Origin of the sequence: Vibrio palustris (assembly GCF_024346995.1) — a bacterium.
In the GTDB taxonomy this organism is placed as follows: Bacteria; Pseudomonadota; Gammaproteobacteria; order Enterobacterales; family Vibrionaceae; genus Vibrio; species Vibrio palustris.
Map to the genome: position 1 here is coordinate 2,285,776 of NZ_AP024887.1, position 12,645 is coordinate 2,298,420.

Annotated in this window: 15 protein-coding genes; 12 read left to right on the plus strand and 3 right to left on the minus strand. The window is 43.7% G+C overall.

All coding sequences use genetic code 11. The features are described from left to right. Positions 1-12 precede the first annotated feature (12 nt). The 11 genes from OCU30_RS10625 (at position 13) to mgtE (ending at position 8,238) form a co-directional block, all read left to right on the plus strand. Positions 13-987, plus strand: coding sequence for a KpsF/GutQ family sugar-phosphate isomerase (locus OCU30_RS10625; RefSeq protein WP_077313979.1), 975 nt, complete (start codon positions 13-15; stop codon positions 985-987). Then, positions 987-1,544, plus strand: a complete 558-nt coding sequence (gene kdsC, locus OCU30_RS10630; protein ID WP_077313981.1) for a 3-deoxy-manno-octulosonate-8-phosphatase KdsC — start codon at positions 987-989, stop codon at positions 1,542-1,544. Before OCU30_RS10625 ends, kdsC begins: the two co-directional genes overlap by 1 nt. Further along, positions 1,541-2,131, plus strand: a complete 591-nt coding sequence (gene lptC / locus OCU30_RS10635; protein WP_077313982.1) for an LPS export ABC transporter periplasmic protein LptC — start codon at positions 1,541-1,543, stop codon at positions 2,129-2,131. Before kdsC ends, lptC begins: the two co-directional genes overlap by 4 nt. Next, positions 2,085-2,588 carry a lipopolysaccharide transport periplasmic protein LptA gene (gene lptA / locus OCU30_RS10640; RefSeq protein ID WP_077313984.1) on the plus strand — a complete coding sequence of 168 codons (504 nt, stop codon included), beginning with the start codon at positions 2,085-2,087 and terminating at the stop codon, positions 2,586-2,588. Before lptC ends, lptA begins: the two co-directional genes overlap by 47 nt. A 6-nt stretch (positions 2,589-2,594) precedes the next feature. Beyond that, positions 2,595-3,320: an LPS export ABC transporter ATP-binding protein gene (gene lptB, locus OCU30_RS10645; RefSeq protein ID WP_077313985.1), complete on the plus strand. Its 726-nt coding sequence runs from the start codon at positions 2,595-2,597 to the stop codon at positions 3,318-3,320. A gap of 47 nt (positions 3,321-3,367) precedes the next feature. Then, complete coding sequence (locus OCU30_RS10650; RefSeq protein ID WP_077313987.1) at positions 3,368-4,840, plus strand: RNA polymerase factor sigma-54; 1,473 nt, start codon at positions 3,368-3,370, stop codon at positions 4,838-4,840. 23 nt (positions 4,841-4,863) lie between these two features. After that, positions 4,864-5,151, plus strand: coding sequence for a ribosome hibernation promoting factor (gene hpf, locus OCU30_RS10655; RefSeq protein WP_077313988.1), 288 nt, complete (start codon positions 4,864-4,866; stop codon positions 5,149-5,151). A 2-nt stretch (positions 5,152-5,153) separates the two neighbouring features. Further along, positions 5,154-5,612, plus strand: a complete 459-nt coding sequence (gene ptsN / locus OCU30_RS10660) for a PTS IIA-like nitrogen regulatory protein PtsN (protein ID WP_077313989.1) — start codon at positions 5,154-5,156, stop codon at positions 5,610-5,612. A gap of 1 nt (position 5,613) precedes the next feature. Beyond that, the gene (gene rapZ / locus OCU30_RS10665) at positions 5,614-6,477 is read left to right on the plus strand and encodes an RNase adapter RapZ (RefSeq protein WP_077313990.1); all 864 of its coding nucleotides are present in this window, start codon (positions 5,614-5,616) and stop codon (positions 6,475-6,477) included. Between the two features lie 12 nt (positions 6,478-6,489). Next, a complete protein-coding gene (locus tag OCU30_RS10670; RefSeq protein WP_077313991.1) occupies positions 6,490-6,768 on the plus strand; it encodes an HPr family phosphocarrier protein in 279 nt (92 codons plus the stop codon). Positions 6,769-6,879: 111 nt separating this feature from the next. Continuing rightward, positions 6,880-8,238, plus strand: a complete 1,359-nt coding sequence (gene mgtE / locus OCU30_RS10675) for a magnesium transporter (RefSeq protein WP_077313993.1) — start codon at positions 6,880-6,882, stop codon at positions 8,236-8,238. A gap of 71 nt (positions 8,239-8,309) precedes the next feature. Here the strand turns inward: mgtE and pmbA are convergent, their stop codons facing one another. Beyond that, the gene (gene pmbA / locus OCU30_RS10680; protein WP_077313994.1) at positions 8,310-9,653 is read right to left on the minus strand and encodes a metalloprotease PmbA; all 1,344 of its coding nucleotides are present in this window, start codon (positions 9,651-9,653) and stop codon (positions 8,310-8,312) included. 109 nt (positions 9,654-9,762) lie between these two features. Here pmbA and yjgA point away from each other — a divergent pair, with 109 nt between their 5' ends. Then, complete coding sequence (gene yjgA, locus OCU30_RS10685; protein ID WP_077313996.1) at positions 9,763-10,290, plus strand: ribosome biogenesis factor YjgA; 528 nt, start codon at positions 9,763-9,765, stop codon at positions 10,288-10,290. A gap of 58 nt (positions 10,291-10,348) precedes the next feature. Here the strand turns inward: yjgA and thiQ are convergent, their stop codons facing one another. Then, positions 10,349-11,053 carry a thiamine ABC transporter ATP-binding protein gene (gene thiQ, locus OCU30_RS10690; RefSeq protein ID WP_077313998.1) on the minus strand — a complete coding sequence of 235 codons (705 nt, stop codon included), beginning with the start codon at positions 11,051-11,053 and terminating at the stop codon, positions 10,349-10,351. Then, the gene (gene thiP, locus OCU30_RS10695; RefSeq protein ID WP_077314000.1) at positions 11,047-12,642 is read right to left on the minus strand and encodes a thiamine/thiamine pyrophosphate ABC transporter permease ThiP; all 1,596 of its coding nucleotides are present in this window, start codon (positions 12,640-12,642) and stop codon (positions 11,047-11,049) included. The genes thiQ and thiP overlap by 7 nt, the downstream gene beginning before the upstream one ends. Between the last annotated feature and the right edge of the window lie 3 nt (positions 12,643-12,645).

Consider the following 12,645-nt stretch of genomic DNA (forward strand, 5'->3'; position numbering starts at 1 on the left):
CGAGGAAAGATCATGGCAACTGAATTTAATTACCAACAAGCCGCCGAGCAAGTACTCAATACGGAAATCGAGGGATTACAACAATTAGCACCTTTCTTTAATGAGGCTTTTACGCGTGCGTGTGACCTGATTTTGAACAATCGCACTGGTAAAGTGGTCGTAATGGGGATTGGTAAGTCTGGACATATCGGGCGCAAAATAGCAGCGACCTTAGCCAGCACTGGCACATCCGCGTTTTTTGTACACCCAGGAGAAGCCTCTCACGGCGATTTGGGGATGGTAACCTCAGACGATATCGTATTAGCGATATCTAACTCAGGTGAATCAGCTGAGATCCTTAGTTTATTTCCAGTCTTAAAACGTTTAAATGTTAATATTATCAGTTTAACAAGCCAGCCAAATTCAACCATGGCCCGGCTTGCCGACATTCATTTGCAGATCAGCGTACCACAAGAAGCCTGTCCATTAGGGCTGGCTCCCACAACAAGTACGACAGTGACGCTGGTAATGGGTGATGCACTCGCCATTGCGCTGCTGCGAGCACGTGGCTTTACCTCGGAAGATTTCGCTATGTCACATCCTGGCGGCTCACTCGGGCGTAAATTGTTATTAAAACTGAGCGATATTATGCATTACGGTGATGCCTTACCTAAAGTAGCGCCTGATACTTTAATTCGCGATGCGTTACTTGAGATCAGCCAAAAAGGCCTTGGTATGACTGCGATTACCGACAGTGATGAGACACTACTTGGTATTTTTACCGACGGTGACCTACGGCGTATTTTAGATAAGCGTGTCGATATCCATACGACGACAATCGATCAAGTGATGACAACATCACCCACCACTGCCTCACCGGATCTACTCGCAGTGGAAGGCGTGAATTTGATGCAAGAAAAACGAATTAGCGGTTTAATGCTACTCAACGAAGGTCGACTTGTCGGCGCATTAAACATGCATGACTTATTAAAAGCTGGGGTAATGTAATGTCACAATTAGTAGACACGCTTTATGGCAAAGTAAATGACGACATTTTGTCTATTGCTAAATCCATCAAACTATTGATTTGTGATGTAGATGGTGTGTTCTCAGATGGCTTAGTCTATATGGGGAATAATGGCGAGGAACTCAAAACCTTCCATACTCGTGATGGCTATGGCGTCAAAAGTTTGATGAACGCCGGAATTGAAATTGCAATTATTACGGGCAGAGAATCGCAAATTGTTACCAATAGAATGAACGCTTTGGGCATTAAACTTGTCTACCAAGGACAAGATGACAAACTCAAAGCCTATCGTGATATTTGCACAAAACTTGAGATTTCCCCAGAAGAAACTGGGTATATTGGTGATGATTTAATTGACTGGCCAGTCATGGAGCAAGTGGCTTTGCAAGTCTGCGTAGCCGATGGCCATCCCTTACTCGCCAAACGTGCTAACTATGTTACTCATATCAAAGGTGGACATGGCGCGGTACGTGAAGTCTGTGATTTAATCCTAGAAGCTAGGGGTGAACTTGATGCGCATAAAGGTCTAAGTATATGAGTGTATCCCGTGTCATATACGCGGTTTTAATATTGGTTTCACTCTCCTCTCTGTATTATCTTCTTGATAGTGAGGATGAAGCAGACATTCAAGTGAAACCGAATACAGAACTGCCTATGTTTAGCGGAAACAACCTGAACAATGTATCTTACAATGATGACGGTGTACGCAGTTACGTTATTCAGTCGAAACATCTCGATTATTACGCCAAAAGTGGAGACACCATTTTTCAAAGTCCCATTTTAAAAGTATATCAGCAAGGTACTAAGCAAGAGTGGCAAGTCACTGCACAACGCGCGGTACTTTCAAAAAAACAAGTGCTGACACTCTACGATGATGTCGTCGCGAAAAATTTACTCACGACATCGAGTTTCGAAAAAATGACAACGTCGAAACTTAGTATCAAACTTGATAGTCGAGATTTTTGGGCTAACAATCCGGTGGATCTGATAGGTCCTCAATTTGAAACACATGGGCAGGCGATGAAAGGCAATTTTGCTGATAACTCGGCCGTCCTTTATAATCATGTACAAGGTCGATATGAAAATCTCACACCTAACGCTGGTGGCAAGTCTTCTGGTCAGTAGCCAGTGTTTTGCTTTATCAACAGATAGTAAACAACCCGTTTATATTGATTCGGATAGCCAGCAACTGGATATGAAAAGTAATCGCGTAACCTTTATTGGTGACGTAAAGCTCAAACAAGGTAGTATCAATATTAATGCCGATAAATTAATTGTGGTTCGCAATGAAAAAACAGGCAAAATTGAAAATATTACAGGCTACGGCAAACTTGCGACTTTTTCTCAGTTGACCGATGAGGGGAAAACTCTGCAAGGTGAAGCCGAAGAACTTTACTATAAGATGTCACAAGATGAGTTGATCATGACCAACAAAGCCATGCTCTCGCAAGATGACAGTGAAATTCGTGGTAAGAAAATTCGCTATAAAATTTCCTTACAAAAACTGATTGCAGATAGCAGCGGTAAAGGGCGAGTGTCTACCGTTCTGCAACCACAAACGATGGATAAAAATCAGAAGTAATTCATTATGTCTGTATTGAAAGCGCAACATTTAGCGAAAAGTTATAAAAAACGCAAAGTCGTCTCTGATGTAAGCTTGGCCGTCGAGTCAGGGCAAATCGTCGGCCTGCTCGGACCAAATGGGGCCGGTAAAACGACATCGTTTTATATGATTGTCGGACTGGTTGCCCGCGATGAAGGTAAAATCTCCATAGACGACATGGATATAAGTGTGTTACCAATGCACAGCCGTTCTAGGTTGGGGATTGGATATCTACCACAAGAGGCGTCCATTTTTCGCAAATTATCAGTAGAAGATAATATTTTAGCTGTGTTACAAACACGCAGTGAATTAACCCGTGAACAACGTCAAGACAGATTAGAAGATCTACTGGATGAGTTTAGTATTCAACATATCCGTAAAAATACGGGGATGTCGTTATCTGGTGGTGAGCGTCGTCGAGTAGAAATCGCGCGAGCATTGGCGGCGAACCCGCAATTTATCCTGTTGGATGAACCTTTTGCTGGTGTTGACCCTATCTCGGTTATCGACATAAAAAAAATCATTGAACACTTACGTGACCGCGGGTTAGGCGTACTCATCACCGACCACAATGTAAGAGAAACATTGGATGTTTGTGAAAAAGCTTATATTGTAAGCCAAGGGCACCTAATTGCAGAAGGCACTCCTGAAGAAGTGCTGAATAACGAACAGGTGAAACAGGTTTATCTGGGAGAACAATTCCGTCTATGATGAATGGAAGGAGTCCGGATTTTTAAGATAAGGTAGTTGGAAACTGAATGAAGCCTTCATTACAGCTCAAGCTAGGTCAACAATTAGCAATGACACCACAATTGCAGCAAGCGATCCGCTTACTGCAATTGTCTACACTCGACTTACAACAAGAGATTCAAGAAGCCCTAGACTCTAATCCCTTATTGGATGTTGAGGAAAGCGCAGATGATGTCGCTAATCCTGATGAACGCAAAGAGAACGACCGTAATGAGGAAAAAGAACCGAGTGCGGATGTGACCTCTGAGCCTGAGCCACAAGACAGTTCTGATGTATTTGATAAATCAGAAATCAGTTCCGATTTAGAAATGGATACAACATGGGATGATATCTACAGTGCTAACACTGGCAACACGGGTGTCGCAATGGATGATGATATGCCCGTCTATCAAGGGGAAACCACTCAATCTCTCCAAGATTATCTGCTGTGGCAACTCGACTTAACTCCCTTTAGTGAAACGGATCAGACGATTGCATTCGCTCTCATCGATGCCATTGATGATTCTGGTTACCTGACTTCATCATTGGAGGATATTCGCGACAATTTCGACTATGACGATGTTGAGATTGACGAAATAGAAGCTGTTCGTAAACGTATACAGCAGTTCGATCCTCTCGGTGTCGCCTCGCTGAATCTACAAGATTGCTTATTATTACAATTAGCGACCTTTCCTGAACAAACACCGTTTCTGACTGAAGCGAAACTTATTCTTTCTCAGTATATCGATCAACTTGGTAATCGAGATTACAAACTTATCTTAAAAGAGTCTAAACTCAAAGAAGATGAGTTACGACAAGCTCTGCATTTAATTCAAGCGCTCGATCCTCGTCCTGGCAATCGTATCACTGAAACCCATGCGGAATATGTCATTCCTGATGTGTCAGTCTACAAGGATCATGGTAAATGGGTCGTTTCCATTAATCCGGATAGCGTACCTAAGCTCAAAGTGAACCAACAATATGCGGGGCTCGCCAAAGGCAATACTGCAGATAGCAATTATATTCGCACTAACTTACAAGAAGCAAAATGGCTAATTAAAAGCTTAGAAAGTCGTAATGAGACGTTACTAAAAGTGGCAAAATGCATTGTTGAACACCAACGTGATTTCTTTGAATATGGCGAAGAAGCCATGAAACCTATGGTGCTGAATGACGTAGCACTAGCCGTGGATATGCATGAGTCGACTATCTCAAGGGTAACGACACAGAAATTTATGCATACACCACGAGGCATATTCGAGTTGAAGTACTTTTTCTCTAGCCATGTCAGTACTGATACTGGCGGAGAATGTTCATCGACCGCAATACGCGCACTGATTAAGAAATTGGTCTCGGCAGAAACCCCTGCTAAGCCTCTCAGTGATAGCAAAATTGCGGCGTTATTAGCTGACCAAGGAATCAACGTCGCCAGACGAACAATTGCTAAATACCGAGAATCATTGGGAATAGCACCTTCAAGTCAGCGTAAACGCCTGCTATAAGGCCAAACAGAGAAGGAAAGTCTATGCAAATCAACATTAATGGCCATCACATTGATCTGACCGATTCAATGCAAGACTATGTTCACGAGAAATTTCAAAAGCTAGAGCGTTTTTTTGATCAGATAAATAACGTACAAGTTATTTTACGAGTTGAAAAAGTTCGCCAAATCGCGGAAGCTACGCTTCACGTGAGTCAAGGTGAGATTCATGCGACCGCGGAAAGTGATAACATGTATGCGGCCATCGATGAGTTAGTAAACAAACTCGTACGACAACTCAATAAGCATAAAGAAAAGCTAAGTAGCCATTAATCATGCAATTACGCGAAGTATTGACGCTGGACTGCACCAAGAGTGCGGTCCAGTGTTCTAGTAAAAAAAGAGCACTAGAAATTATCAGTGAAGTTGCGGCGCAACACACTGGCCAAAATGCAACGTCATTATTTCAATGCATGCTCAGCCGAGAAAAGGTGGGAAGTACCGGAATTGGTAATGGTATTGCCATCCCACATGCCCGTATGGCAGACAATGAATCAGCGGTAGCGGTCTTACTGCAGTGTGAACACCCTATCGACTTCGATGCGATTGATAACCGACCGGTGGATCTTTTGTTCGCCTTGCTAGTACCAGAAGCGCAATGTAAAGAACACTTGCAGACATTAGCGAGTATGGCTGAGCGCTTGAAAGATAAAAAAGTGCTCAAACAACTGCGCAGTGCGCATACTGATCAAGAGTTATACAACATCATGGTAGTAAACGAGCAGGATAAATAACATGCGTTTGATCGTTGTCAGTGGTCAGTCTGGGGCGGGCAAAAGTGTTGCCTTACGAGTACTGGAAGATTTAGGGTATTACTGCGTTGATAACCTACCTATCAACCTTTTACAAGAATTTGTAAAATCAGTAAAAGACAGCAATCAAAACGTCGCTGTGAGTATCGATATCCGTAATTTACCCAAAGACCCAGGATTAATTGAACCCACTCTGAATCGTTTAAAATCAAGTGATGTCGAAGTCAGCGTGCTATTTTTAGATGCGTCTGAACAAGTGTTACTCAAGCGTTATAGTGAAACTCGACGTATTCACCCGTTGTCACTCGCCGATGATAACCCTTCGCTTGCTAAAGCTATTGAGTTAGAAAAGCAGGTTCTCAAACCACTTAAAGAACATGCTGATCATGTTATCGATAGCAGCCAACGCTCAATTCACGATCTCAGTGAACGCGTTAGAACTTATATCGAGGGCAATGAGCGTAAAAAACTCGTCATGGTATTTCAATCCTTCGGCTTTAAATATGGTGTTCCAAGTGACGCCGATTTTGTATTTGATGTACGCTTTTTACCGAACCCCCATTGGGAGCCAGATTTACGCCCAATGACAGGCTTGGATGCCCCTATCCGTTCGTTTTTGTCAGGCTTTCCTGAAGTGATGGAGTTGAAGTTACAAATTCAAAAATTTTTAGAATATTGGCTTCCTATGCTAGAAAAAAACAATCGCAGTTATCTCACGGTTGCGATTGGTTGTACTGGCGGCAAACATCGCTCTGTTTATATTACACAACAGTTGGGAGAATACTTTTCCGACTTAGGTAATAAAGTCAAAATCCAGCATAATACTCTCGACAATAATTTATCATAAGAGCGCTTTATCATGCCCAACCTTACTCGTACTGTACTGATTCAAAACAAATTAGGTTTACACGCTCGGGCGGCAGTAAAATTAGTCGAGCTCGCACAATCGTTTGATGCTGTGCTGACGATTCAAGCGCAAGATGGTAATGAAGCAACAGCAGATACGGTTATTGGTCTTTTGATGCTCCAATCAGCACAAGGACAACATATCACCTTATCAGCCAGTGGCGATGATGCAGAGCCTGCGCTCGAAGCCGCTTGTCACCTTATCGAAGATAAGTTTGATGAAGATGAATAGCGCTATCATACTTAAACCCATATAAACATTTAACGTAGATATCTCATATCAATTATAATATTAAAACACTATCCGCACCTTTCGTCATTAATCTCGCACTAGGGGGCCTTTATGGCAGAGCAAATTGAATTTGATCAAGCTCACCAAACCCTCCATGAAATCACTCAAGCACTAGAGAACGGTCGTTTTGTCCATGTTCGTCGTCAGCTTCAGGACATGGAACCAGAAGATATTGCGATACTTTTAGAAGCGTCGCCTCGTAAAGCCCGTGAAGTTCTTTGGCAATTAACCGACCCAGAAGATTACGGCGAAATCCTTGATGAATTGTCTGAGGATATCAAAGATGCCCTAGTTTCTAAGATGGCTCCTGAAAAATTAGCGGAAGCCACGGAAGGTATGGACACCGATGACGTTGCCTATGTGTTACGAAGTTTGCCAAATACTTTGTCCAAAGAAGTATTGGCGCAAATGGATGCTCCAGATCGTCTCAGAGTAGAAACCGCACTTTCTTATCCAGAAGATAGCGCCGGCGGACTAATGAACACCGACGTTACGACGATACGTAGTGATGTCATTATCGATGTCGTATTACGCTACTTACGTATGAAAGGCGACTTGCCCGACGTAACTGATTCACTCTATGTGATTGATGAACATAGTAAACTAATCGGCCATTTACCCTTAACTGTGTTACTTACCTCTCAGCCTGACGTGCTCGTCAGTGATGTGATGGATGATGCAGATGATGCCATCAGTGTTGATACGACAGACTCTGACGTTGCAAGCTTATTTGAGCGACGTAATTGGGTTTCCGCGCCTGTCGTTGACCACAGTTATACCTTGGTTGGGCGGATTACTATCGATGATGTTGTCGATGTTATTCGTGAAGACGCCGAACACTCAATGATGAGTATGGCAGGGATGGATGATGATGAAGACACCTTTGCACCGGTCATTAAATCGGCACGTAAGCGTAGTGTGTGGCTTGGCGCCAACGTACTCGCAGCGTTAGCTGCCGCTTCTGTTTCCAATATGTTTGAAGACACGTTGCAGGCGATGGCATCAATAGCAGTATTGATGACAATTGTCCCATCAATGGGTGGAGTTGCTGGTAACCAAACCGTCGCGTTGGTGATTCGTGGTCTGGCACTTGGTCATATCGGGGAAAGTAACAAAAAAGAATTACTCTACAAAGAAGCCGCCATCGGTTTACTCAACGGTATTTTGTGGGCCGTGCTGATTGGTGTCATTGTCATGATCTGGAAAGATAACCTCACGCTTGGTGCCATTCTTTCTGCCGCAATGCTCACCAACTTATTTGTTGCGGGTATTGCCGGCGTGCTCATTCCGGTATTAATGAAAAAAATCAATATCGACCCAGCGTTAGCTGGAGGCATGGCGCTAACGACGGTCACCGATGTTGTCGGTTTATTTGCCTTTCTTGGGCTTGCGACTTTCTTTATCGCTTAGCCATAGCAAACAAAAATCCGCTCCCTTGGGAGCGGATTTTTTTCATTGAGTTTGCACATCAGATAACCAGGTTATTCACCTGCCACTTTCATGTTCTCAACCAATAATGACCCCATTTGGATCTGCGAGCGCGTCTCAATATCCGCCCCTACTGCGACGGTCTTTTGGAAAATTTCTTGCAGATTACCAGCAATGGTAAACCCTGATACAGGATATTGAATAATCCCATTTTCAACCCAAAAACCAGCAGCGCCACGTGAATAGTCACCCGTGACAATATTCACACCTTGACCCATAACTTCGGTCACTAGTATGCCAGTCCCCAGAGTTTGAAGCATTTGCTGAAAGTCTTGTCCTGTTGATTTGACAAACCAGTTATGGATTCCACCCGCATGTCCAGTTGGCGTCATATTCATCTTACGAGCCGCATAGCTAGTTAATAAATACGTCGCAAGCTTACCATCGGTAATAATCTCTGTATCTTGCGTTGCCACGCCTTCACTATCAAACGGACTTGACGCTAAACCACGCTGAATATGTGGACGCTCAGAAATATTAAACCACTCAGGTAAAATTTGTTCGCCGAGTTTATCGACTAAAAAAGATGACTTACGATAAAGATTACCACCGCTTATCGCCATGACTAAGTGCCCCATCAAGCCTGTCGCGACATCGCGCTCAAACAAAATAGGGTAAGTTCCTGTTTTCAATGCGCGAGCATCGAGGCGGCGAACCGTTTTTTCAGCGGCTTGTAAACCAATTTTTTCAGGCTCCCACAAATCATCCTTATGGCGAGCGAGTGTATAGCTATAATCTCGCTCCATTTCACCATTTTCACCCAAACCAATCACGCTACAACTCGTGCTATGACGGCTTGACGCATAACTGGCGAGTAAACCATGACTATTACCATAAACGCGCACACCGTAGTGGCTATCGTAGCTTGCGCCATCGCTTTGCTTAATTTTATCGCTATATTCAAGCGCCGCGCGCTCAGCACGAATCGCAATCTCAGCCGCTTTGTCTGGATCCGGTTCATCAGGGTGAAATAAATCTAAGTCAGGAATATTTTTTACCATAAGCTCAGCGGGAGCTGGGCCTGAATATGGGTCTTCTGATGTATAGCGAGCGATATCTAAGGCGGCTTTTACTGTCTCATGAATAGCTTTTTCACTTAAATCAGACGTCGAAGCACTGCCTTTTTTATTTTTACTATATACGGTGATGCCCAACGCACCATCGCTATTAAACTCAACGTTCTCTACTTCACACATACGAGTCGAGACACTAAGGCCTGTGCTTTTGTTAATGGCGACTTCTGCGGCGTCAGCGCCGTGCGCAGCCATCTCCAGCGCTTTGGCAACGGCGGCTTCTAAATCGGCTCTTTGTTGAGCGACTTGCTGTTTCACATCCATACTTTATCCATCTTCTTCGGCATTTGTTTCAATAGGATAACAAGAATTTCGCTTTCTCCCCACGATTCTTGCTAAAATAGCAGATATAAATAACTTATTAGTGATGAAAATGGCTCGTAAAAATCAAAAAGCTCCTTGGGAAGAAGAAGAAGAAATCATTTGGGTGAGTAAAACTGAACTCAAAAACGATATGACAGAACTGCAAAAACTGGGAGAAGATCTCGTTAATTTAAAACCTGCAGTGTTAGCCAAGTTTCCACTACCGGAAGACTTAGCCGAAGCCATTGCCGACGCTCAGCGCTTTAAAACAGAAGCTCGCCGTCGCCAGTTACAATATATTGGTAAGCTCATGCGTCAAATTGATCATGAACCAATCCAAGCCGCCTTGGATAAGTTTAATAACAAGCACTCGCAGTCAACAGCTGCTCTGCATAAGTTAGAAGACTTACGCGATCGCATTATTACTGATGGTGATAAAGCCATTGATGAAGCCATGGCACAATATCCAGACCTTGACCGTCAGCGTCTACGCCATCTTTCTCGTCAAGCACGTAAAGAGAAAGCAGCGCAGAAAAGTCCGAAAGCATCTCGTGAAATCTTTCAGATGCTAAAAGCGCTGAGCGATGAAGAGTTTTAATGAATTATCATCATCATTCATTAGTCAAAGCCAGAGTCTATCTCTGGCTTTTTTATCGCTAACTTCCCGCTCGTACAAACGCCGCCAGCTCAGGGTCAGGATGATCACTACGTAATTCACTGATTGGCGCAACCCGTTGCACCGTACCTCTCGCCATAAAAGCAAACTCTGTCGCAATGGTTCTCGCATCAGAAATATGATGTGTCACCATCAATACGCTCGCCTCTCGCTCTTGCGCTAATCGCTGCACTAACGCCAGCATATCTTCTCTTAGGACAGGATCTAGCGCCGAGAACGGTTCGTCTAATAACCAAATAGGATTAGATTGGACAAAACAACGTGCTAACGCCACTCGTTGACGCTGTCCACCAGAAAGATGCTCTGGATAACGGTCTAACACTTCACTAAGCCCAACTTGCTTAGCCGCATCCACCACTTTCGCTTGCTGCGCAGTGGTGAGTTTTAGTCCGGGGTGTAAACCTAAACCAATATTTTTTCTCACCGAAAGGTGGGCAAATAGGTTGTACTCTTGAAATAACATTGAAAACGGACGCTGATAAGGTGATAAACCGATAAGGGATTGATCCTGAAAACGAATATCCCCCATGTTGGGATCAATAAAGCCCGCCACCAAGCTTAGTAGCGTTGATTTACCAGAACCACTCGGCCCCATTAAGGCTAAGATCGTGCCTTTTTTTAAAGTAACATCAAAAGCAAACCAATCGCTTTGATATTCATAGTGTACTTGGTCTACGACTAACATTTTTCACTCCGACCTGACCAGCTAAAGGCTTTTTCAACAAAATAAAACACGGCCATGCTAAACAACAGCAAAATTAACGAAACCACAGCCGCTGCATCTGTTTGGTAAGATCCTAATAATTGATAAAGATATAACGGTAAGGTGCGAAAATCTTGGCTACCAAACAAAGCAATTGCACTTAAATCGCCCAGCGATAATAGAAAACTTAAACTCAATGCTTGCGCTATGGGAGCTTTCAAAGCCCCAAGCTCTACCCACTTAAAACGTTGCCAACCACGCATGCCTAAACTGGCACACAAAAACTGGTATTGCTGCTCAATGTGCAATAGTGGCTGACTCAAGGTTTTTATCACATAAGGTAATGCCATCAGGGCATTGACAAGTACCACCACCCAATAAGCATGACTAAAAACATCTACCCATTGGCGCAGCAGTAAAAATAACCCCGTACTGATCACAAGCCCCGGAGTTACTAAGATAATCGTTCCAATCAACTCCAATCCATTGGCTTGTGTATTTCTCTCACGTAGCCGCAGGTGTCGGCTTGAGAGTAATATCGTGATACCAATCATACACGCGAGCACACTGGCAACCACGGCGACCCGGACAGAAGTACTCAAGGCGTGCCAAAATGCGGGATTGGTCAATACACTTAATAACGAGTGATTGAGGCCACTAATTACCACCATAACAAGCGGGGGTAAGGTGAATATCACAATAAAAGCAATCCACGTTTTATCCCATACTCGGCTGAAACGCGTATCTTGGAACCACTGCTGAGCAGAAGTCAGTGAGCCATTCTCTATCGGGATAACCCGAGAAAAGTAATGGAGGATAAAATACAAAGAGGAACACAATAGCATCTGCCAAATCGCTAAAAGCGCGCCCGTTTGTAGATCAAAGTCATATTTGATTGCTTGATAGATAGCGAGCTCCACTGTCGTGGATTTAGGGCCACCTCCTAACGCCATTACCGTCGCAAAGCTGGTAAAACATAACATAAAGATCAATCCCCCAACATGAGGGATCTGCTGGCGTAACCGTGGCCATTCAACTAAACGAAACTTCTGCCATCCGGTCATACCGAGATGAGCACAAAGCTTATGCTGATCTTCAGGGATTTCTTGCAAGGTTTGTAATAATAAACGGCTGGCGTAAGGCAAATTAAAAAACACATGTGCTAATAAAATGCCTCCCAACCCATAAATATTAAACGGCAGGGATAACCCTACTTGCTGCAATAATGCAGCAAGCCACCCACTATGCCCATAGATGGATAACAAACCAAAAACAGCCACTAGGACGGGCATCACTAAAGTCATGGAAAATAATTTTACCAGTAAGTGACGACCTTTAAATTGCCGGCGATGAACTGCTCGCGCAATGGGCACTGCGCAGGCTAAACTGATCAATGTCGAGAGACTCGATTGATAGAAACTAAACCAAGTAATATGGAGATAGTAAGGATCCAGCCAAACCGTACTCAGCGCAAGCGATGATGTTTGCAACAATAGAGCACCAACGGCACAAAACACAAAGGCGATCACAAGGATCGCCATTGATAGCCCTATTTTAGGTATTTTGTTCAAGAG